The organism is Nocardia concava NBRC 100430, assembly GCF_000308815.1.
Lineage (GTDB): Bacteria > Actinomycetota > Actinomycetes > Mycobacteriales > Mycobacteriaceae > Nocardia > Nocardia concava.
In genome coordinates this window covers 165,465-185,717 of the sequence record NZ_BAFX01000075.1, presented here as the reverse complement: position 1 = coordinate 185,717, position 20,253 = coordinate 165,465, and the positions used below count along the sequence as shown (strand labels likewise).

Genomic DNA, 20,253 nt, shown 5'->3' with positions numbered 1-20,253 from the left:
GGTCTGAACGAGATCTATTGCATCCCCGTATCTTTCGGAAAACGCAAGATCAACGCTCGCCTCGCCGTACGGTGGCCCACCGTCCCTGAACAGTTATCGGCACGACTCGGAGGCACCATGCTGTCCCTGCAGGAGATTTCGGACCGCCTGGAAATCGAGGACCTCATGGTCCGCTATTCCCATGCCGTGGACACCCACCAGTGGGAGCTGCTGGACGAAATCTTCACCCCCGACGCCCACATCGACTACACCGCCATGGGCGGGCCGGCCGGTGACGTGGAATCCACCAAGAAATTCCTCGCCACCGTGATGCCGAATTTCTCCGCCTTCCAACACCTGATCAGCAATTCCTCCATTCGCGTGGAGGGTGACCACGCCACCGCGCGCACCATGTGCCACAACCCGATGCTGGTCACCCACGCCGACGGCACCCGCCAGCTCATGCTGTGCGGACTCTGGTACCACGACACGTTCGTCCGCGTGCAGGGCGAATGGCGCATCCAGCAGCGCGTGGAGGAGAAGAGCTACATGTTCGTCGCGCCCGACGCCGTCCCCAAGAGCTGATCGAACAGCTCGCGGTAGCCGCGCAGCGCCTGGCGCATCTCCTCGGTGTCGGCGGCATCACCGCGCGCCCACCGGCTTTCGAGCTCCTCGCGCCGTCGCGAGCACCGATCGGTGAGCTGCTGCAGCGCGTCGGCCACCAGCGCGTCCGCCCGCGTCACGGCATCCTTGGGATCGTCGACGAACTGCGTTTGAACCTCGCGCCACTGCTCGCGCAACTTCGCGGATCCGGAATCGGCTTGCGTATGGCCGTTTCCGGGATGCTGCGCCCGCCCGGGCTCGCCCTCGGCGAACAGCCGCTCGCCGGGCTGCCGTCGGACGCCGGGCTGCTGTTGTCCCTCGGGCTGCTGTTGTCGCGGCACGGGATCCGCAGCGCCGAACATCGGATCGCCCCCGGGGTGATGTTGGCGTGCGGCGGGGTCGGCGAACGGCCGGTCGGTGGTGCCCTGCTGCTGCTCCATACCGGTCCGGGGATCGAAATACCCCTGGTCATCACGGGTGGGCTCACCCTCGCGGGTCGGCGGGCCGGGCTGGAATTCGTTGCGCGGGTTGGGTTCCTTGCTCATGGCAGTACCTCGATGGTGAAGACGGGCTATCAGTGGTGGGGTCGGGCGTCGCCGGAGTGGCCGCCGTCGAGTAGATCGGCGAACAGTTCGCGGTAGTGGACGATGGCCGTGCGCATGTCCTCGGTGGAGACCGCACCGCGTTCGGCGCGGACGGCGATGTCGTGCGCGCTGCGGAACTGGCCCAGCGGGCGGGCATGTTCCACCGAAAGATCCGCCAGCTGCTGGTCATAGCTGTCGCGCGGATAGCCGCGATCGGTCATCGCCTGATTGACCAGCCGGTCGGCCGCATCGAGCGCGCCGCTCGGGTCATCGATGAACTGCTCCTGGATATGCGTCCACGCCGCCTCGTAGCGGTGCTTCTCGTCCGGTGACAGCTCGCGCAATTCCAGTTGGTCGTGGCGCTTTTCGCGCTCGACCAGCTCCTGCTCGGCGACCTTGCGGTTCTGCGCTTCCTGGACGGTCCGGTCGTATTCGGGGCCGAAGCGCTCCCGCAGCTTCTTGCTGCGTGTGCGGGGTCGTAGTGCCGCCATGACAATCAGCAGCACCACGACCACCACCGCGATGATGATCACGACGACCCATGCTGTGCTCGACATTCGATCCTCCTGGTCGAGTCCGCTCTGTGCCGACGTAATGCCTCGCCGCCGCGACCTCAAACCGGAACGATCACTCCCCCTTCAAGAGCTCGATGATCGGGGCGAGCTTGCCCATGTTGTGTTCGAGCACGGTGATGTAGTTGAACCCGAAGCGCTCCCGGCGCTCGCGCAATGCCTCGGCCATCTGCTCGGCGGTGCCCAGCAGGATGACGGGCAGATCCTCCACCGCGCCGTCGAAGCCGAACGGAAGGTGCTCGGTCAGGTAGGCCATGGTGGCCTCGCGCTCCTCGGGCGCGGCGATGCCCTGGACGAGCAGATTGAATTCGACACTGCCGTCCCGGTTTCCGAGCAGCCCGCGCACGTAGTCGGTCTTCTTCTCGGTCGCGTCCGCGTCGGCGAGGGTGAGTTTGCCGCTGTCGGCGGAACTGGCGCCGGTGAAGGCGACGATGTCGGCGTGCTCGGCGGCCAGCCGCAGCGCACGCTCACCCCAACCGGCGAGGAGCAGCGGCGGCCCGTCGGGCTGAGCCGGGCGCGGCTTGTACTCCGGATCGGCGAACAGCCTCCGCAGGGTCGTGACGGTCTGCTCGAGATGGGTGACCCGCTGGCCCGGGGAGGGGAACGGCATTCCGGCGGCCTCGAATTCGGCCTGCACATACCCCGACCCGAGCCCCAGCTCCACGCGCCCATCGGTGAGCTGATCGAGTCCGGCCACGTCCCGCGCCAGCAGCACCGGATTGTAGAAGGGCGTATTCAGCACGAAGGTGTTCAACCGCGGCCGTTCGGTGACATCGGCGGCCAGCATGAGCGCCGGGAACGGCGCGGGCAGGCCGAGATGATCGGGCACGCCGATGACGTCGTAGCCGAGCGCCTCGGCGCGACGGCACTTCTCGATCCAGTCGGTGCGGGAGGACGGTGCCGTGAGGTTCACGCCGAAGCGGAAAGGGAGGACCATAGATCTTGTCTACCAGTGGAATCCGGCGTCGAGCATCCGTCGAGGCGAACGGGGCCGAGGGCACGTCATCGGGGTGCGGCGAAGGCTGCGAAGCCGCACCCGATGAATTACTGCACGGACTGCGGCGAATGCCGCCCGTGCGGCGGAACCGCGCGCCATCATGGGATATTGCCCGGTCCGGACGCACCGCGAGGAGTTTGCGCCATGACACAGCTGCCCGCCCCGGCGCATCAGCGTGCGGAGTTGGAAAAGGCGTGGGCGCGTTGGACGTCCGGGTCCGGCCAGCCGCCCCCGAGCACCGATGTGGTGCTGCGTCACGAGGTGGTGGAGTCCTGGGAGCGGTCGCTGCGCACCGTGGATCCGGCCCGCGCCGTCGCGCCCGCCACCGATCGGGACGAATTGGGTTCGCGCTGGGCCGAATCGCCGTTGCGCACGCCGATCACCGAGATGGCGGGTGAGCTGCGGGCGCTGGCGGAGGATTCGGGGCTGGTCGCGGTGGTCACCGATGACACCGGGACCGTGCTGTTCAGCTGTGGCGACCGGTCGGTCCGCCGACGGGCCGAGACCGTCAATCTCGCGCCGGGCGGCTGCTGGGACGAACCGTACATGGGCACCAGCGGCGTGGCGCTCGCACTGCACAGCGGCCGGCCCGAACAGGTCTGGGCCGCGGAGCATCTGGTGGAGGCCCTGCACGGCTGGGTCTGCTACTGCGCGCCCATCCGGGCCGCCGACGGCCGCCAGCTGGGTGTCCTGGATCTATCGACGTATTGGGATCGCTCTCATCCACTCATCCTCACGACCGTCCGAGCCCTGGTGACTGCCATCGAAGCCCGAGTGCATGCCGGACAGACCCGCCCCACCGGGCACACGCGATTGGAATCGCTGGGTGTGCCGCGGCTCTACAAGGCGGGCAAGCAGGTGTCGATGCGCCCGCGGCAGCTGGAGATCCTGACGCTGCTGGCGCTGGAGCCGGAGGGCTTCACCCCGGATCGCTTGCACGAGGCCGTCTATGGCGAACGGTCGGTGTCCTCGAGCACCCTCAAGGCCGATGTCTCCCGGCTGCGCGCCGCCACCGACGGCCAGATCGCCGACCGCCGCTACATGCTCACCGAACCCCTCGCCTGCGACGCGGTCGAACTGCTGGCCGCACTCGAGGCAGGCGACCTGACGACGGCGGTGCGGCTGTATCGCGGCCCGCTGCTGCCGGATTCGGATGTCCCGGGCATCGTGCAGTGGCGCGAGCATCTCGACGTCTGTCTGCGCACCGCGGTGCTCGCGGACCGCAATCCCGAGCACGCCCTGCGCTTCGGTCAGCGCTGCCCCGACGATATCGAGATCCACGAGCACGCCCTGCAACTGCTCCCCCACGGCGACAGCCGCCGTGCGCTGGCAACCGGTCGGCTGCACACCGCACTGCACGCGTAGGCAGTCCGGGCTCGGCCCTTCGGGCCCGGCGATCACGCATCGGGTGCAAGCTCGCACACTGCGCCACGCACACCGAGTCCTCGCCCGAATTGTCGGTTACCGCAGGCGAATTCGCAGGTCACCGCTCGGCAATCGAAGGCAGTGACTCAGCAACGTTTCGCCAACCGGACGCCAACCTCCCGCCAACCTTCGCGGTTCATAGTGACCCCCGTCACCGCAGATATGCGATCAGGGAGCCGCGCCATGATCTATGCCAAGCCTGGCACCGACGGGAGCATCGTCAGCTTCAACCGCCGCTATGACAACTTCATCGGGGGTGAGTGGAAACCGCCGATCGAGGGCAGATACTTCGACAATCCCTCGCCGATCGACGGTGAGACCTTCTGCGAGGTGGCGCGTTCGGGCTCGGCGGATATCGATATGGCCCTGGAGGCCGCGCACCGGGCGGCCGACGCCTGGGGTGCCACATCGGTGACGGATCGTGCCAACATCCTCAACAAGATCGCCGACCGGATCGAGGCGAACCTGGAGAAGCTCGCCGTCGCCGAGACCTGGGAGAACGGTAAGCCGGTCCGCGAAACCCTAGCCGCCGACCTGCCTTTGACGGTGGACCACTTCCGCTACTTCGCCGGGGCGATCCGGGCGCAGGAGGGCACGATCTCCCAGATCGACGCCGACACCGTCGCCTACCACTTCCACGAGCCGCTCGGCGTTGTCGGACAGATCATTCCGTGGAACTTCCCGATCCTCATGGCCGCCTGGAAGCTGGCCCCCGCGCTGGCCGCCGGCAACTGCGTGGTGATCAAGCCCGCCGAGCAGACCCCGGCCTCGCTGCTGCTGGTGATCGAGCTCATCGCCGATCTGCTGCCGCCCGGAGTCGTCAACGTGGTCAACGGATTCGGCGTCGAGGCGGGCAAGCCGCTGGCGTCGAGCCCGCGCGTGGCCAAGGTCGCTTTCACCGGTGAGACCACCACCGGCCGGTTGATCATGCAGTACGCCAGCGAGAACATCATTCCGGTCACCCTGGAGCTGGGCGGCAAGAGCCCGAACATCTTCTTCCCGGATGTGCTGGCCGCCGATGACGACTTCCTCGACAAGGCGGTCGAGGGCTTCGTGATGTTCGCGCTCAATCAGGGCGAAGTCTGTACCTGTCCGTCCCGGGCGCTGATCCACTCGTCGATCTACGACGAGTTCATGGCTCGCTGCATCGAGCGCACCAAGGCGATCAAGGGCGGCAATCCGCTCGATGACTCGACCATGATCGGCGCGCAGGCCAGCAACGACCAGTACGAAAAGATCCTCTCCTACGTCGATATCGGCCGCAAAGAGGGCGCGAAGGTGCTCACCGGCGGCGAGATGCGCAAGGTGGAGGGCTTCCCCAATGGGTACTACATCGAGCCGACCATCTTCGAGGGCCGCAATGACATGCGGATCTTCCAGGAGGAGATCTTCGGTCCGGTGGTAGCGGTGACCCGCTTCGACAACGAGGTCGAAGCGGTCACCATCGCCAACGACACCCTCTACGGCCTGGGTGCGGGCGTCTGGAGCCGCGACGGGAACACCGCGTATCGGATGGGCCGGGCCATCAAGGCCGGCCGGGTGTGGACCAACTGCTTCCACGCCTATCCGGCGCACGCGGCGTTCGGCGGCTACAAGAAGTCCGGTATCGGCCGCGAGAACCACTCCATGATGTTGGACCACTACCAGCAGACCAAGAACCTGCTCGTCTCCTACTCGGCGCAGAAGCTCGGATTCTTCTGAGGCGCACGCCATGACGGGCATGGGACACCGCCGAACCAGACGGGCCGCACAGTCTGCGAGGAGCGTGATGAAAGCAGGTTCCGTATCCAGAGTGACCATCACCGAAGCCGCGACCGACATGCTGCAGCGGCTCATCGACCACCACGGTCCGGTGATGTTCCACCAATCCGGCGGCTGCTGCGACGGCAGCTCCCCGATGTGTTACCCCCTCGGCGAGTTCCGGGTGGGCGCGGCCGATGTGCTCCTCGGTCGCGTCTTCCCGGACACGGCGTTCTGGATGAGCGCCGACCAGTTCGAATACTGGCGCCACACCCACCTCACGGTCGATGTCGTCCCCGGCCGCGGCGGTGGTTTCTCCCTCGAAGCCCCCGAGGGAGTCCGATTCGTCATCCGGTCACGCCTGTTCACCGATGCCGAAGCAGCGGTGCTGGAAGCGGCTCCCGCTCCGCTGCGAGGCAACGAACTGGCCGGATGAAGAAGGGTGGCGCGGCCGGTTTCTCCGGGTCGGCCGCGCCATCGCAAACTCGCCGCGCGTCGGCCGTGACACGCGCGAACTCGCGAAAAGCCAAGCTATACAGGACAATTCGGGTTCCCATGGGGGTTGGTGCGCAATAGTCTTGGAACATGAGTTCGAGTCCGGCCTCCAGGTCCTGGTCGACAAGCCATACCAGCAGCCATACGATTGGCAATATGGGTAAGGCGACATTCGTGATTCCGGATGACCTGCTAGTAGCAGTGAAGCGGTGTGCCGGAGTCGGCAAGCAATCCGAATTCGTCACGCGCGCCATTCGACGCGAATTGCTGCGTCTCGAGGTCGAAGCTATTGCCGCCGCCGAGGCGGCAGCGGGGGGACCGGACCTCAGCTTCGAGAAAGCCTTTGAAGAGGACGGATTCCCGAGCCCGTGACAACGCCGCCCATACCTGGCTATGGTCCGCAACGACGTGGGGAAATCTGGACAGTTCGGGCCCCGAAAGGCCCTGAGTTCTCGGTGATCGTCGCCGATCCAGATTGGCTGGCCGCGAAAAGGCCTGTCATTGCGGCCTTTCAAGTGATCGCCCGAGCTGAGCGATTGACGGATCTCGCATTGCTGTCCATGGACCTTCCGGACGGCCGCGTAGCTGCTTCCTACAAGCTGGTAACGCCGTTGCGGGAGCGCTATTCGGTACTTGAAGGACAGCTGAGCGGCGCGGATCTGGATCGTTTCGAGACATTGATCAGCCGCCGCTGGGATCTCTGACGATTACCGCGGGACGCGGCCTGTGCCGATCCAGGCGGTGGTGGAGAGTGGGGTGCCCGGGGTGTAGTGGCGGCGGAGGTAGTCGATCATGATTTGCTCCTGGGCGGCCCATTCGGTTTTGTCGGTTCGGCGGCGCATGGCTTGCAGGGGTGCGCTGCCGCGGGTCATCTTTTCCCACATCTGATCCGCGTCGGAATAGGTGAAGGACTCGGCGCGCGGGCGCACGGTCACGTTCTCGAATCCGGCTGCCAGGAGCTCCTTTTCGAACACTGCGGGGTTCTCGAGGCTTTCCATGTTCGCCTGCGGTGCGGGGAAGCCGGGGATTCCGGCCTGGTATGCCTCGAAGAGCAGGGTCATCAAGGGTGAGTCCGCGACGGGGGCCCAGCTCGACACCACCACGGTGCCGCCGGGGCGCACCACGCGGTGCAATTCCGCGAAACCCTTCGCGCGATCGGGGAAGAACATCAGGCCGAACATCGAGAAGGCGGCGTCGAAAGTGTTGGCGGCGTAGCGCAATTCCTGACCGTCGCCGACGCCGGTGAGGACGTTGCTCACTCCGCCGCGCATGATCGCGGTTCGTAGCCGCCGGATCATCGCCGGGGAGAAGTCCACCGCGACGACCTCGCCGACCTTGGGCGCGGCCAGCAGCGCGAGCACTCCCGGCCCGGTCGCGACGTCGATGACCCGGGAACGCCGGGTCAGGTCGACCGAGTCGACGGCGTGAATCGCGAACGGGCGCATCAGATCCGACATGATGTCGTCGTAGTTCTCGGCTATCTGGTCCCACGCGTCCGGCGCGGCAAGTGGGTTCTGCGACATTCGACCACCCTTCCGACGGGTACAGCGTACGCGCGCCGGGCGGGTGGTCCAGTCGAGGCTTGTCAGCGGCCGGGGAGGAAGCGGAAGCTGCGGGCCAGGGTCATGAGCAGGCGCTGCCACTTGTCCTGGGGTAGGAAGGCGGGGGCGTCGAGGTTGAGGAAGCGGGTGACGACGATGGACTGGGGTTCGGTGAACTTCAGGAGGCCGTCGGGGCCGTGGCGGCGGCCGACGCCGGAGATGCCCATGCCGCCCATGGGGGCGCCGGTGGTGCCCCAGGCGGGGGCGTAGCCCTCGTCGACATTGACTGTGCCGGCGTGCAATTGCTGGGCGATGCGCTCGCCTTCGGCCTTGCTGGAGGCCCAGACGCTGGCGTTGAGGCCGTATTCGGTGTCGTTGGCTCGGGTGATCGCCTCGTCCACCGAGTCGACCGGGTAGATGGAGACCAGCGGGCCGAAGGTCTCGTTGCGGCCGCATTCCATGGCGTCGGTGACATCAGCGAGGACGGTCGGTTCGAAGAACAGCGGGCCGAGGTCGGGGCGGGCATTGCCGCCGGTGAGGACCTTCGCGCCCTTGGAGACCGCGTCGGCCACGTGCTTGGTGACCGTCTCCAGCTGGGATTCGGAGATCAGGCTGCCGATATCCGTCGAGAAGTCGTATGCCGCACCGAGTTTGGCGGCCTTCACCGCGGCGACGAACTTCTCGGTGAACTCGTCGGCGATCGGGCGCTCGACGTACATGCGCTCGATGGAAATACAGAGCTGGCCCGCGTTGGAGAAGCAGGCGCGGACCGCGGCCTTGGCGGCCTTGTCGAGATCGGCTCCGCGCGTGACGATCATCGGGTTCTTGCCGCCGAGTTCGGCGGAGAAGCCGATCAGGCGGCGACCGCACTGTTCGGCCAGGGTGCGACCGGTTGCCGAGGAGCCGGTGAACATGAGGTAGTCGCACTGGTCGACGATGGCGGTGCCGACCACGGTGCCGGGACCGGGGACCACGGCGTAGAGATCACGCGGGAGCCCGGCGCGGATGAACAGTTCGGCATTGGCCAGCGAGGAGTACGGGGTCTGGCTGTCGGGCTTGACCACCACGGCGTTTCCGGCCACCAGCGCGGGAATCGAATCGCCGACCGACAGCAGCATCGGGTAGTTCCAGGGCGCGATCACGCCGACAATGCCCTTGGGAACCGCCCGCACCGACGCCCGGTTCAGCACCGGGAACGCGCCGGGCACACTGTGCGGTGCGAGCAACTGCGGTGCCACCCGGGAGAAGTAGCGGGCCGCGAGCATCAGGCCCATGACCTCTTCCTGCGCCGCCCACCGCGCCTTGCCGGTCTCGGCCTGGATGATGTCCATGAGGAATTCGCGATTCTCGACCACCAGCGCCCGGTAGCGCTCCAGCACCTCGGCGCGCTGCTTGGGCGTGCGCGCGGCCCATTCGACCTGGGCGGCACGGGCTTTGGCGATGGCGGCGCTGACATCGGCGGCGGTCCCGACCGGCACCGAGCCGAGGGTCGCTCCGGTGAACACCTCGGTGATCGCGCGGGTCGCGTGCTCCTGGGTGGAATCCACGGCCGCGAACGAACCCAGCCGTTCGAATACCGCGGCAGCCGGCACCGGCATCATCGCCTCCTACTTACGAGTAACTTAGGGATACACACAATCTACCCCGTGTCACCCGCACCGGGCCGCGACTGTGTGATCCCGGCCGTTCGCATCGGCCATGCGGCCGGAAATGTCGGTATCGCCGCAGATTTGCCGATTCGCCCGGCTATCCGGGAGTAATGTTCTCGGCGGGGTGCTTTGATCCAGAAGGAAGTGCCCACGATGACCAGGTTCGTTCAGGCGATCGAGTTCAAGACCACCCATATCGACGAGTTCAACGAGAAGCTCGACGCCTGGCTCGCCGCGACGGCGGGCAAACGCACGGCGCTGCACAGCATGGAGACCAAGGATCGCGACCGCGCCGATACCTATCTGCAGATGGTCGAATTCCCCTCCTACGCGGAGGCGATGCAGAACTCCGATCTGCCGGAAACTACCCGCTTCGCAGAGGAAATGGCCGAACTCTGCGACGGGCCGGCCATCTTCCGCAACCTCGACCTGCTCCGCGAGGATGACTTGTCCGACGGCCAGGGCGCCCGGACGCTGATCGTGAGAAGTCTCGACAACCCCGACGAAACCCGGCCGTTCGAAGCCGGAGCCGGTCGGCTGGATCTGATCGAAACTCCGTCCGGCGCGGTCGGCCGCGCCGTGTTCGAACCGGGCTGGCGCTGGTCCACCCACGTCAAACCGATCGCCGGAACAGACACCTGTCAAGCCATGCACGTGGGCTACTGCCTTTCCGGACGAATGCACATCCGCATGGACGATGGCAGCGAAACCGATGTCGGGCCCGGCGATTTCATGTTCTGCCCTCCAGGCCACGACGCGTGGATCCTCGGCGACGAGGCGTGCGTGATGCTCGATTGGGCCGCCGCGGCCGATTACGCGAAACGTCATTGACCCGGATCGGTGACGACGAGATCGAGCATGGGGCGATGCGGCACTCCGCTGCGAGCGGGGTGCTGCATCGCTGTCCGTAATGCCGGGATAAAGACTTCTACCTGCGCAATCTGTAACCGATCGGGTGCCCGCGGCGAACAACAGGCAGTAGTACCCCGGGCAGGGATCGCGTATCACCCGGAAAGAGATTCGGTGGGCGAAGGCAGCGCCCGCCGATCCGGCCGCGATCCCGCATCCGCACGAGGGGTGTGGATGCGGGATCACCGGAAGCCGGTGCGGCCCTGCGCTATTCGTTCACCAGGACCGGAATCGAGAGCACTGCCGCCGCGACCGACGCATCGGACGGGGCCGAGGTGATGGCGAAGGAAATACCATCGTTGCTCGGCACATGAGGGCCGCCCGAGACCGGCTCCTCATCGGCATGGGCAAAGGTTCCGGTACCCACCAGACGGCCGCCCGCGTCGTAGAAGGCCGCGTTCAGCTCCAGCGCGAGCACATCGCTCACATCGGTGGTGATGGCGAGAGTGCCTCGCACCGTGGCGCCCTCGAGCCGCGTGCCGCTCAACCGCACCCGGTCGGTGAACGGCCCCGGCGACAGCCGCACCTCACCGGGCGCGACGGATACCGCCGCGGCGGGCGGCTCGGCCGTCCGCGGTGCGGCCGCGGGAGCCGCCGCGGGCTTCGGTGCCGGAGCCTCGGGCGTGGACGAGCAGCCCACGACCGACGCCGCCAGCAGACCCAGGATCAGCACACCGGCCGCACGCCTCACGGCAGCAGCGCCTTGTGCATCTTGGTGTACAGCGAGGTGTTGTCCTGGCTGGCCGCGAACACCTGCGCGCCCGGACCGAACGCGTAGATCTGCACATCCGCGCCGGTGTGGTTGCCCGACAGGTAGGTCAGCCACAGGCTCGCCTCGGGCGAACCGTCCTGCACGCCGGCCGCGTCATCGGGGGTCCGGAAAGTCGCGGGCGCGAAGTTGCGCGGATCCGCCTGTCCCGCACCGTTGATGAACCCGGTCGAACGCGCCGGATCCTTCACGTTCTCCTTGCCGTCGCGGCCGGGCTTGCTGTTGTTGGCCGGGTTGGTGGCGTCGACATTGGTCGGCGGCGCGACGGCCTCGGCATTGGTGAAGGTGTTCTTCTCGATGATGTTGAAGCCCGCGCACTCGTGGTCGGCGGTCACGATCACCATGGTGTGGCCGTCCTTCTTGGCGAAGTCCACGGCCGCGGCCACCGCGTCGTCGAACGCCTTGACCTCGTCGAGGGTCTGGGCGGCGTCGTTGGCGTGCGAGCGCTTGTCGATCAACGCGCCCTCCACCTGCAGCAGGAAGCCCTTGCCGCCCTTGTTGTTCGAGAGCAGGTCGATGGCCTTGGTGGTCATCTCGGCCAGCGTCGGCTCCTGCTTCTGCGGGGCGCCGTCGGGCAACGCGTTCTTGGCGTTGGTGACGGTCAGGTTCCCGCGGTTGAACAGGCCGATCACCTTCTTGCCGTTCACCGACTTCAGGTCGGCGGCGGTGGCAACCTTCTGGCTCTCGGCCGTCTGCGCCTTCAGCGCCGGATCGCCCATGCTGCCCAGCACCTGATAGCCGTTGTCCTGCATGACCTTCTGGTCATCGGGCTCGAAGCGGGCCAGGCCGCCACCGAAGATGACATCGGCGGTGTTGTTGCGGGCGATCTGCTCGGCGATCGGGGTGACCAGCATCTTGTCCGCCGGCTGCGCCTCAAAGCTGCCGTCGGCCTTCTTGGGCAGGCAGCTCGATTCGCTGAACGTCGGTCCCTGGCAGCCGCGCAGCAGGGAGTGACTAAACATGGCGGCGGGGGTGGCGTCGGTGATCTCAGCGGTGCTGACGTTGCCGGTCGCGAATCCGGCCTGCTTGGCCTGCTCCATGAGCGTGGGCACCGGCTTGCCGTACGCGTCGACGCCGATGGCGGCGTTGTAGGTCTTCACACCCGAGGACCAGGCGGTCGCCGAGGACGCCGAGTCGGTCACCAGCGACGGCTGGGCGCTGTTGGGTTCGACCGCGTAGGTCGCGACCGCGCCCACGTAGGGCAGCTGCTCCATGTTCAGGCGGCCGTTCGCTCCGACGAACCGCTGTCGCGCGGCGGTGACATGGGTACGTCCCATGCCGTCGCCGAGCAGGTAGATGATATTGCGCACCTCGTTGTCGGCCTTCTTGTCCGACCCACAGCCGGCGACCAGGGACGCCCCGGCCACGGCGGCCGTGATGGCGGCGATCGCGCCCAGCCAGGCGCGCTTTCGGTTCTGCACTTCGTCTCCTCCGTCCTCGCGCCCGGGTCACCGTGCGCGGCCCGCTGTCCCGGGCGCGGCTGAAGGTAGTGCTGCAGGTTTGCCCGCTCGCGACTCACAGGAAGCCCACAGTTGGATCGCAGGTAAACGAATGATCTTGGTGCCGCGTCGACAGCGCGGCCGTCACCCGGCTTATCGGTGCCCGGTCGGCGATGTCAAATCCCGTCCCGCACAAAAGGACTCACATCGCAGCGGCCCCCGCACCGCAGTTACGTTGCAGCGATGCGCTTTCCGAAGTTGGGGGTTCGGACCCGGATCCTGGCCATCGCGCTGGTCCCGAGCCTGGCGCTGGTGTTCATCGGCGTCGGCGCGGCCGGCACCCTGGTGGACCGCTCGCATCGGGCCCGCAACTGGGCCGACGAGATGCAGGCCGGTATCGCGCCCACCCGCGAGCTGATCGAGGCCGTCGAGGCCGAACGGCAGCTCACGTTGTGGCAGATCGCCGGTATGGATATCGATGTGCGGCAGCTGACCACGGCCCGCCAGCGCCTGGACAACGCGCTGCGCGTGCTCGCGCCGACCCAGTCGACCCTGACCGCCATGGGCCCGGAGTCCATGGGCAAGGCCACCGACGCCATCGCCCAGGTGACCAAGGCATTGGCCGGACTGCGCTCGGGAATCGACACGGGCACGGTAGCGCTCGCCGATGCCTATGCCTTCTACAACCGCATTCCGCAGAGCGTGATGGCGGGCGTGGAGGTCGCCCAGAAGACCGCGCCCGACGCGGCCACCGCCGTGGAACTGACCCAGGCCGCCGACGTGTTGCACAGCCTGGAAGCCATGAGTCGCGCCTACGCGCTGGGCGCTTCGCTGATCGAGGGCAACAACCTCTCCCCCGCGCTCGGCATGGAATACCTCAGTCTGGTCGGCTATTACCGCACCCGGGTCGACGGCATCGCCACCTCGCCCGATGAAGAGCAGGCTGCCGCCGCGAAGGCGCTGGTCTCGAGCGCGGCCTGGCAGCGGCTCGGCATGATCGAACCCGTACTGGCGCAGCGCACTCTGCCCCAGGCCGACACCTCCGGGTCCGGCGGTGCGGCGAAACGCGCCACCCCGCAGTCGCTTCCGATCTCGATCGCCGACTGGCAGCGCAGCTCCGAGGAGGTCACCCACGGCCTGGCCGACCTGTGGCAGGCCGAGAATACCGAGGCCCAGCACCTGGCCAGCGCCGCCGCCTCCGACACCACGCGCAAATCACTGTGGGCCGGGATCGGCATGGTCGTGGTGGCTCTGGTCGCGATCCTGGTCGCGCTGGTGCTGGCCAACCGGATCATCGGCAGGCTCCGGCGTTTGCGCGACCGCACCTTCGCCCTCGCCGACGAGCAGCTGCCCGAAACGATGCGGCGGCTGGCCGCGGGCGAACACCTCGACGCCGAGGTCGAAACACCCACCCTGGACTTCGGCCACGACGAAATCGGCCAGGTGGCCGAGGCTTTCGGCCACGCCCACGCGAGCGCCGTCACGGCCGCGGTCACCGAGGCCCGCACCCGCGAGGGCGTGAAATCGGTGTTCCTCAATATCGCGCATCGCAGCCAGGTGGTGGTCCACCGCCAGCTCGAGATCCTCGACGCCGCGGAATCGCAGCAGGAGGATCCGGCGCTGCTGGACATCTACTTCCGGCTCGACCATCTCGCCACCCGGGAACGCCGCAATGCCGAGAACCTGATCATCCTCGCGGGTGGCCGCCCGGGCCGCCAGTGGCGCAATCCGGTGCCGCTGCTCGAACTGGTGCGCAGCGCGGTCGGCGAGACCGCCGACTACACCCGGGTCCGAACCGGCCGCCTGCCACAGGCTTTCATCGCCGGTCTGGCCGTCGCCGACCTCATCCACCTGCTGGCCGAGTTGATCGACAATGCCGCCAGTTTCTCCCCGCCGCAGTCGCGGGTGGAGATCTCGGGCGCGTCGGTCGGACGCGGTGTCGCGGTCGAGATCAGTGACCAGGGCATGGGCATCCCGCCCGCCGACCTGGAGCGGCTCAACGATCTGCTGAGCGCGCCACCGGATTTCGCCGTGACCAGCCTGTCCGAGGATTCGCGCCTGGGCCTGTTCGTGGTCTCGCGGCTGGCGGCCCGGCACGCCGTCTCGGTGCGCCTGTCGGACTCCGATTACGGCGGCATCCGCGCGATCGTGCTGATCCCTTCGGCGGTGATCGAGGGCGAAATCGCCGCCGCCGAACCGAAACCGATCGAACGGCAGCCGCAGCGCAGCGCTGAACTCGAGCAGGCGGCCGCCCAAACCGCCGTGGAGTATCCCGGTGCGGGACCGGACTGGGCCGATCGGGTCAACCAGTTCCGTGCGTCCAACCGGGACCACTCGGCGGGCATTGCCGCGCCCGCGGTCCCGGCCGAATCTCGCCCGGAGCTGCCGCGACGACGCCGCCAGGAGAACCTCGCTCCCGAATTGGCCGAGGCGCCCACCCCCGAGACCACCCCCACGCCCTCCGCCGAACGCAGCGCCGAACAGGCGCGAGACCTGTTCTCGGCCATCGAGAACGGCACCCGGCAAGCGCGGCTGGCCGATCCCGGCGCGCACCCGGCCACCCCCTCCCGACAGAAAGACGACGGTGAACACCTCCCCCGCTGGTGATTTCGATTGGCTCCTCGACGATCTCGTCGACAAACTCGCGGGGGTGCAACACGTCGTGGTGCATTCCACCGACGGCCTGCTGCTGGGCCGATCGGCCGGGCTGAGCCGCGAGGACGCCGAGCACTTCAGCGCCATGTCCTCCACGCTGTTCGGGCTGTCCCGCAGTGCCGGACACCGATTCGACGGCGGCGCGGTGCGGCAGGCCGTCATCGAGCTCGATCGCGCGGTTCTGTTCGTGACGGCCGCGGGCGCGAACGCCTGCCTGGCGCTGCAGGCGGGGTCCGAAGCGAACCTGGGCATGGTCGCGTACGAGATGAACCTGACAGTGCATCGCGTCGGTTCCTTCCTCTCCGCAGCGCCCCGCCACCGCGCCTGAATCTCGTGAATTCCGCTGCGCCGCCTTTGATTACCGATCGCGGCAGAGGCCTGAGCAGCGGCAATCCCTGCGATGCACACGCATACATGAATCCGGAAGTCAATCTTGTTCCCGCTCAGCGGGACCCACGCGGCGAATGTGACATACGTCCCGTTACCTTTGCCCGATGTTCAGAGCGAGGCTCGGGGTCCGGACCCGCGTGCTCGCCATCGCACTCGTCCCGAGCCTGGCGCTGCTCGCGATCGGTGTGGGTGGCGCGGGGTACCTGGTGGTCGAGGGCAAGCACGCAAAGGAATGGGCGGAGGCGTTGACCAACGCGGCCCCCACCACCTATGACCTGATTGCCGCGGTGCAGCAGGAACGTCAGCAGTCCATCGCCCAGATGAGCGGCGGTGAGGACGCCAACCCGAAGACCTTGGCGCAGGCCCGCGTTCGCCTCGACAAGGCGTTGCAGGGCCTGGCCGCGATCACCCCGACCATGGCGAAACTCGGCCCCGCCGGCATCGGCAACGATGTGGGTGGCTTGACCACCCTCAGCACCCAGCTCGCCGGTGTGCGCGCGCAGATCGACGCCAATGGCATGGGCGTCTCCGACGTCTATTACTTCTACGGCAAGCTGCTCGAGGTCGTCTGGATCGGCACCCGCATGGTGGCCGACAATGCTCCCACCTCCGAAGTGGCGCTGGAGGTCGCGAACGGCCTGCAGGTCGTGCAGGCTTCCGAGATGCTCTCGCGCGAGGCCGCTGTGGCCGAGGTGCTGCTCGCGGGCGGCACGCTGCCGCCCGAGCTGGCCATCGAATTCTCCCGGGTGGCCGGTACTTACCGCGTGAACCTGGGCGTCCTGGCCGGTGGTGACGGTGGCACCGGTGACAAGGACATGCAGGCCCTCATGAACGATCCGGACTGGACGAAGATCGTCATGATGGAGAACACGCTGATCTCGCGTGCGCTCGATCCGATCACCGTGCCGCCCAGCAAGCCCGGCGCCGCACCGCAGCTCGCGCCCCTGACCTTCACGCCGCAGGAATGGCACGACACGGTCAACAAGCTCAACACCCAGATCCTGCACCTGTGGGACCAGATGAGCAGGCACAACGAGGGTTTGGCCGCCGAAGAGGGCGACCGCAACGCCCGCGACTCCGCGCTCGCCGGCGGTGGCATGCTCGCGGTGTCGGCGCTGGCCTTCCTGGTCTCGCTGGTGCTGGCCAACCGGATCATCCGCCGGCTCAAGGGCTTGCGCAACGAGACGCTGGTACTGGCCGACGAGGGACTGCCCGAGATCATGGCCAAGCTGCGCGAGGGCAAGCCGGTCGATCCGGTCGCCGAGGCCGCGGTGCTGGACTTCGGTTCCGATGAGATCGGCCAGGTGGCAAAGGCGTTCAACCACGCGCACGCCGCCGCCGTGACCGCCGCCGTCACCGAGGCCCGCACCCGCGAGGGCGTCAAGGCGATGTTCCTCAATATCGCCCACCGCAGCCAGGTCATCGTGCACCGGCAGCTGGAGATCCTCGATGCCGCCGAGTCGAAGCAGGAGGATCCGGCGCTGCTGGACATCTACTTCCGCCTCGACCACCTGGCCACCCGCGAACGCCGCAATGCCGAGAACCTGATCATTCTCGCGGGCGGTCAACCGGGCCGGCAGTGGCGTAATCCGGTGCAGCTGCTGGAAATCGTGCGCTCGAGTGTCGGTGAGACCCTCGACTACACCCGAGTCAAGATCGCCCGGCTGCCGGAGGTGTCCATCGCGGGCAGCGCCGTGGCCGACCTCGTGCACCTGCTCGCCGAGCTGGTCGACAATGCCGCGGCCTTCTCCCCGCCGCAGTCGCAGGTCGAGGTGCGCGGCGGCATCGTCGGCAAGGGTGTGGCCATCGAGGTCATCGACCAGGGCATGGGCATGCCCGAGGCGGAGTTCGCGCGGATCAACGAGATCCTCCGCGACGCACCCGATTTCGGTGTCAGCATGCTGCCCGACGACTTCCGCCTGGGCCGCTTCGTGGTCGCCCAGCTGGCCGCGCGCAACGGCATCTCGGTGCGGTTGACCGAATCGGACTACGGCGGCGTGCGCGCCATCGTGCTGGTGCCCAACAGCCTGACCGTGCAGCCGTCGGGCCGCACCGGCGAAATCCCGGCCGTGGCACGGCAACTCGATGTACCCGAGGCCTCGGCGGCGTCGCGGGCGGTGGCGGCGCTGCCGCAGCTGCCGGCGGCTCCCGCCTCGCAGATCTCGAACTACGAGCTGCCCATCGTCGGCTACCAGGCCGAGCCCGCCCCGCCGGTCGCCCCCGCCGCGCCGGTCAACCCGGTTGCGCCGGTCGCGCAGACGCCGCCGCAGTTCGAGCCTTTCGGTCCGTCGACCGGATCGCATGTGCCGCCGGTGATGTCCTTCGGTGCGGCCACGCCGTTCGACCCGCCGACCAACCCGCGGCCCGCGCCGGAACCCCCTACTCCCCCCGTACCGCCCTCGGAAAACGGTTTCCGGGCACGCGAATTCGGACGTTCCCATTACACTGGCTCCGACGTCCGGCCCGCGCTCCCGCGTAGGCGCCGGCAGGCAAGTCTCGCACCGGAATTGGCGCAGGAGCGCACGACCACCGAGTCGTCCTCCGAGTCCACCCGCACGGCCGAGCAGGCCCGAGACCTTTTCTCCGCCATCGAAAACGGAACCAGGCAGGGCCGCAAGGCCGATCCCGGTTCGTTCGGGCCTGAGTCGCAGGCGCTCTTTGGGCAAACACAGTCGGAACGACAGGAAGGCGACGGTGACCACCTCAAACGCTGGTGATCTCAACTGGCTACTCGATGATCTGGTCGACCGGCTCGCAGGCGTCCGTCACGCGGTGGTGCATTCCACCGACGGGCTGCTGCTGGGCCGCTCCTCCGCCATGAGCCGCGAGGACGCGGAACACTTCGGTGCCATGTCCTCGACCCTCTACGGTCTGGCGCGCAGCGCCGGCGGCAGATTCGACGGCGGCGGCGTCCGCCAGGCGGTGATCGAGCTCGAGCGCGCGGTGCTGTTCGTGACCGCCGCCGGCAGCCACGCCTGCCTCGCGCTGCAGGCCACCGAACAGGCCAACCTCGGCATGGTCGCCTACGAGATGAACCTGACCGTCCAGCGCGTCGGCAACTACCTGTCCACCACGCCCCGGCAGAACCTGGCCGGACAGGGCAACCCGCGGCTGTCATGATGCCGGGGCCGGGGGAACAGTGGTTCGATGACGCGGCCGGTCCGCTCGTGCGCCCCTACGCGCGGACCGGTGGCCGAACCATGGGCGCGGGGCACGATCTGGACATGCTGACGGTGGTGGTGGTGCCCAATACGGCCCCGCCGCTGCGGCGCGTCGAGCCGGAGTACACCGAAATCGTGCGGTTGTGCCGGCTCCCGCTGTCGGTAGCCGAGGTGTCGGCCGCCCTGCGGCTGCCCTTGGCGGTGACGAAAATCCTGGTGGGGGACCTGATTTCAGACAACATACTCAACTTCCGGGCCCCGGCCTCCCCCGAGGCGGCACCCGGTGACCTCAACATTCTGCGAGCGGTACTCGATGGCATTCGAAAACTCTGATACCGCCCAGCCCATGGCCGCCTCGGTGAAAATTCTCATCGCGGGCGGCTTCGGCGTGGGCAAGACCACGATGGTGGGGGCGATCAGCGAGATCACCCCGCTGCGCACCGAGGAACTCATTACCGAGTTGTCCGCGGGCGTGGACGATCTGCGCGGCGTGGAGGGCAAGACCACCACCACGGTGGCTCTCGACTTCGGCCGCATCACCATCGACCAGAACCTGGTGCTCTACCTGTTCGGCACCCCCGGGCAGGACCGGTTCTGGTTCCTCTGGGACGAACTTGCGCGCGGCGCGCTGGGCGCGGTCGTGCTGGCGGACACCCGCCGCCTCGAAGGCTCCTTCGCCGCAATCGATTTCTTCGAACGCCGCGGCGTCGCCTTCACGGTGGCGGTCAACTGCTTCGAGGGTGCGCCGCTCTACACGCCCGCCGAGGTCCGCGAGGCCCTCGACCTCGACGAGCGCATCCCGGTCCTGCTCTGCGATGCCCGCGACCGCGGCTCCTGCAAGAACGTGCTCATGACCCTGGTCGAGTACCTGATCGACCGCGCGGCCTCCACCGGCGCGCGGGTCTGATCCGCTTCCGCAGCAACGAGAATCGCGTCCACCCGAACTCCGGGTGGACGCGATTCTCGGTTTCGTGGACTCGGTCAGTCGAACCATTCGGGGTCGCCGGCTGCGATCAGTTTGCGCAGGGCGGACGGATCCTGGAGAGCTGTCTGCAGCAAGGTGCCGAGTCGGCGGAGGGCCTCGGCGTCCTCGCCGTAGGCGACGAACATTCCGGCCTCGGGGTCGAAGTTGATTCGTTCGGCCAGCCCGGCCTCCTGCGTCGCCACCGCCGAGCGGGCCACCCCGGCCCAGCCGTAACCGCCCCCGTCGTAACCGAATTCGGCGAAGACCGGTTCGGTGCTGAGCATGTTGTTGTCGGAGAGCATCAGGCAGTAATGGCCCGGCTTGTGGTCGTACTCGAAGAACACCAGCGGTGCGAAGGTCTCTCGATCGGTCACATCCGCG

At 67.6% G+C, this 20,253-nt stretch carries 21 protein-coding genes; 13 read left to right on the top strand and 8 right to left on the bottom strand.

Annotated elements, in window-relative coordinates; all coding sequences use genetic code 11:
• Nucleotides 1–117: 117 nt before the first annotated feature.
• The gene (locus ON43_RS16745) at nt 118–564 is read left to right on the top strand and encodes a nuclear transport factor 2 family protein (protein WP_040808389.1); all 447 of its coding nucleotides are present in this window, start codon (nt 118–120) and stop codon (nt 562–564) included.
• Here the strand turns inward: ON43_RS16745 and ON43_RS42540 are convergent.
• From ON43_RS42540 to ON43_RS16730, 3 genes are all read right to left on the bottom strand, one after another.
• Entirely contained in the window at nt 525–1,127 is a 603-nt protein-coding gene (locus ON43_RS42540) for a hypothetical protein (protein WP_051178527.1), read from the bottom strand. The two genes, ON43_RS16745 and ON43_RS42540, sit on opposite strands and share 40 nt — an antisense overlap.
• A 29-nt stretch (nt 1,128–1,156) precedes the next feature.
• Nucleotides 1,157–1,723 carry a hypothetical protein gene (locus tag ON43_RS16735; RefSeq protein WP_051178526.1) on the bottom strand — a complete coding sequence of 189 codons (567 nt, stop codon included), beginning with the start codon at nt 1,721–1,723 and terminating at the stop codon, nt 1,157–1,159.
• 70 nt (nt 1,724–1,793) lie between these two features.
• Nucleotides 1,794–2,675 carry an LLM class F420-dependent oxidoreductase gene (locus ON43_RS16730; protein WP_040808388.1) on the bottom strand — a complete coding sequence of 294 codons (882 nt, stop codon included), beginning with the start codon at nt 2,673–2,675 and terminating at the stop codon, nt 1,794–1,796.
• Nucleotides 2,676–2,879: 204 nt separating this feature from the next.
• Here ON43_RS16730 and ON43_RS16725 point away from each other — a divergent pair, with 204 nt between their 5' ends.
• From ON43_RS16725 to ON43_RS16705, 5 genes are all read left to right on the top strand, one after another.
• A complete protein-coding gene (locus tag ON43_RS16725; protein WP_040808387.1) occupies nt 2,880–4,100 on the top strand; it encodes a helix-turn-helix domain-containing protein in 1,221 nt (406 codons plus the stop codon).
• Nucleotides 4,101–4,343: 243 nt separating this feature from the next.
• Complete coding sequence (gene adh, locus ON43_RS16720; protein WP_040808386.1) at nt 4,344–5,861, top strand: aldehyde dehydrogenase; 1,518 nt, start codon at nt 4,344–4,346, stop codon at nt 5,859–5,861.
• Between the two features lie 67 nt (nt 5,862–5,928).
• Complete coding sequence (locus tag ON43_RS16715) at nt 5,929–6,336, top strand: DUF779 domain-containing protein (RefSeq protein ID WP_040808385.1); 408 nt, start codon at nt 5,929–5,931, stop codon at nt 6,334–6,336.
• Between the two features lie 149 nt (nt 6,337–6,485).
• On the top strand, nt 6,486–6,767 hold the full coding sequence (locus ON43_RS16710; RefSeq protein WP_157514070.1) for a hypothetical protein: 282 nt from the start codon (nt 6,486–6,488) through the stop codon (nt 6,765–6,767).
• A gap of 83 nt (nt 6,768–6,850) precedes the next feature.
• Nucleotides 6,851–7,099 carry a hypothetical protein gene (locus ON43_RS16705; protein WP_040808383.1) on the top strand — a complete coding sequence of 83 codons (249 nt, stop codon included), beginning with the start codon at nt 6,851–6,853 and terminating at the stop codon, nt 7,097–7,099.
• A 3-nt stretch (nt 7,100–7,102) separates the two neighbouring features.
• On the opposite strand, the gene ON43_RS16700 is transcribed toward ON43_RS16705, so the two are convergent.
• Nucleotides 7,103–7,918, bottom strand: a complete 816-nt coding sequence (locus ON43_RS16700) for a class I SAM-dependent methyltransferase (RefSeq protein ID WP_040808382.1) — start codon at nt 7,916–7,918, stop codon at nt 7,103–7,105.
• A 62-nt stretch (nt 7,919–7,980) separates the two neighbouring features.
• Nucleotides 7,981–9,534 carry a succinic semialdehyde dehydrogenase gene (locus tag ON43_RS16695; RefSeq protein WP_040808648.1) on the bottom strand — a complete coding sequence of 518 codons (1,554 nt, stop codon included), beginning with the start codon at nt 9,532–9,534 and terminating at the stop codon, nt 7,981–7,983.
• A 204-nt stretch (nt 9,535–9,738) separates the two neighbouring features.
• On the opposite strand from ON43_RS16695, the gene ON43_RS16690 reads away from it, so the two are divergent.
• Nucleotides 9,739–10,416, top strand: a complete 678-nt coding sequence (locus ON43_RS16690; RefSeq protein ID WP_245568624.1) for a cupin domain-containing protein — start codon at nt 9,739–9,741, stop codon at nt 10,414–10,416.
• Nucleotides 10,417–10,702: 286 nt separating this feature from the next.
• Here ON43_RS16690 and ON43_RS16685 read toward each other — a convergent pair whose 3' ends face one another.
• Together ON43_RS16685 and ON43_RS16680 are read right to left on the bottom strand one after the other, a co-directional pair.
• Complete coding sequence (locus ON43_RS16685) at nt 10,703–11,185, bottom strand: hypothetical protein (protein ID WP_157514069.1); 483 nt, start codon at nt 11,183–11,185, stop codon at nt 10,703–10,705.
• Nucleotides 11,182–12,684 carry an alkaline phosphatase gene (locus ON43_RS16680; protein WP_040808380.1) on the bottom strand — a complete coding sequence of 501 codons (1,503 nt, stop codon included), beginning with the start codon at nt 12,682–12,684 and terminating at the stop codon, nt 11,182–11,184. Before ON43_RS16680 ends, ON43_RS16685 begins: the two co-directional genes overlap by 4 nt.
• A gap of 261 nt (nt 12,685–12,945) precedes the next feature.
• On the opposite strand from ON43_RS16680, the gene ON43_RS16675 reads away from it, so the two are divergent.
• The 6 genes from ON43_RS16675 to ON43_RS16650 all read left to right on the top strand — a co-directional run bounded on the left by ON43_RS16675 (nt 12,946) and on the right by ON43_RS16650 (nt 19,815).
• A complete protein-coding gene (locus tag ON43_RS16675; RefSeq protein ID WP_040808379.1) occupies nt 12,946–15,309 on the top strand; it encodes a sensor histidine kinase in 2,364 nt (787 codons plus the stop codon).
• Nucleotides 15,287–15,685: a roadblock/LC7 domain-containing protein gene (locus ON43_RS16670; RefSeq protein ID WP_040808378.1), complete on the top strand. Its 399-nt coding sequence runs from the start codon at nt 15,287–15,289 to the stop codon at nt 15,683–15,685. Before ON43_RS16675 ends, ON43_RS16670 begins: the two co-directional genes overlap by 23 nt.
• 166 nt (nt 15,686–15,851) lie before the next feature.
• Nucleotides 15,852–18,464 (top strand): sensor histidine kinase, encoded by a 2,613-nt coding sequence (locus ON43_RS16665; protein ID WP_040808377.1) that lies wholly within the window; start codon nt 15,852–15,854, stop codon nt 18,462–18,464.
• A complete protein-coding gene (locus ON43_RS16660; protein WP_040808376.1) occupies nt 18,442–18,867 on the top strand; it encodes a roadblock/LC7 domain-containing protein in 426 nt (141 codons plus the stop codon). The genes ON43_RS16665 and ON43_RS16660 overlap by 23 nt, the downstream gene beginning before the upstream one ends.
• Nucleotides 18,867–19,241 (top strand): DUF742 domain-containing protein, encoded by a 375-nt coding sequence (locus tag ON43_RS16655; protein ID WP_040808644.1) that lies wholly within the window; start codon nt 18,867–18,869, stop codon nt 19,239–19,241. The genes ON43_RS16660 and ON43_RS16655 overlap by 1 nt, the downstream gene beginning before the upstream one ends.
• Entirely contained in the window at nt 19,222–19,815 is a 594-nt protein-coding gene (locus ON43_RS16650; RefSeq protein WP_040808375.1) for a GTP-binding protein, read from the top strand. The genes ON43_RS16655 and ON43_RS16650 overlap by 20 nt, the downstream gene beginning before the upstream one ends.
• 74 nt (nt 19,816–19,889) lie before the next feature.
• Here the strand turns inward: ON43_RS16650 and ON43_RS16645 are convergent, their stop codons facing one another.
• On the bottom strand, nt 19,890–20,246 hold the full coding sequence (locus tag ON43_RS16645; protein ID WP_040808374.1) for an immunity 51 family protein: 357 nt from the start codon (nt 20,244–20,246) through the stop codon (nt 19,890–19,892).
• Between the last annotated feature and the right edge of the window lie 7 nt (nt 20,247–20,253).

What these genes read in the sequence shown, in the direction of transcription:
- ON43_RS16715 (WP_040808385.1), top strand. Translation starts at nt 5,929, where the DNA reads ATGAAAGCAGGTTCCGTATCCAGAGTGACCATCACCGAAGCCGCGACC.
- ON43_RS16725 (WP_040808387.1), top strand. Translation starts at nt 2,880, where the DNA reads ATGACACAGCTGCCCGCCCCGGCGCATCAGCGTGCGGAGTTGGAAAAG.
- ON43_RS16745 (WP_040808389.1), top strand. Translation starts at nt 118, where the DNA reads ATGCTGTCCCTGCAGGAGATTTCGGACCGCCTGGAAATCGAGGACCTC.
- ON43_RS16665 (WP_040808377.1), top strand. Translation starts at nt 15,852, where the DNA reads ATGTTCAGAGCGAGGCTCGGGGTCCGGACCCGCGTGCTCGCCATCGCA.
- ON43_RS16675 (WP_040808379.1), top strand. Translation starts at nt 12,946, where the DNA reads ATGCGCTTTCCGAAGTTGGGGGTTCGGACCCGGATCCTGGCCATCGCG.
- ON43_RS16700 (WP_040808382.1), bottom strand. Translation starts at nt 7,918, where the DNA reads ATGTCGCAGAACCCACTTGCCGCGCCGGACGCGTGGGACCAGATAGCC.
- ON43_RS42540 (WP_051178527.1), bottom strand. Translation starts at nt 1,127, where the DNA reads ATGAGCAAGGAACCCAACCCGCGCAACGAATTCCAGCCCGGCCCGCCG.
- ON43_RS16690 (WP_245568624.1), top strand. Translation starts at nt 9,739, where the DNA reads ATGACCAGGTTCGTTCAGGCGATCGAGTTCAAGACCACCCATATCGAC.
- ON43_RS16695 (WP_040808648.1), bottom strand. Translation starts at nt 9,534, where the DNA reads ATGCCGGTGCCGGCTGCCGCGGTATTCGAACGGCTGGGTTCGTTCGCG.
- adh (WP_040808386.1), top strand. Translation starts at nt 4,344, where the DNA reads ATGATCTATGCCAAGCCTGGCACCGACGGGAGCATCGTCAGCTTCAAC.
- ON43_RS16710 (WP_157514070.1), top strand. Translation starts at nt 6,486, where the DNA reads ATGAGTTCGAGTCCGGCCTCCAGGTCCTGGTCGACAAGCCATACCAGC.
- ON43_RS16655 (WP_040808644.1), top strand. Translation starts at nt 18,867, where the DNA reads ATGCCGGGGCCGGGGGAACAGTGGTTCGATGACGCGGCCGGTCCGCTC.
- ON43_RS16650 (WP_040808375.1), top strand. Translation starts at nt 19,222, where the DNA reads ATGGCATTCGAAAACTCTGATACCGCCCAGCCCATGGCCGCCTCGGTG.
- ON43_RS16735 (WP_051178526.1), bottom strand. Translation starts at nt 1,723, where the DNA reads ATGTCGAGCACAGCATGGGTCGTCGTGATCATCATCGCGGTGGTGGTC.
- ON43_RS16730 (WP_040808388.1), bottom strand. Translation starts at nt 2,675, where the DNA reads ATGGTCCTCCCTTTCCGCTTCGGCGTGAACCTCACGGCACCGTCCTCC.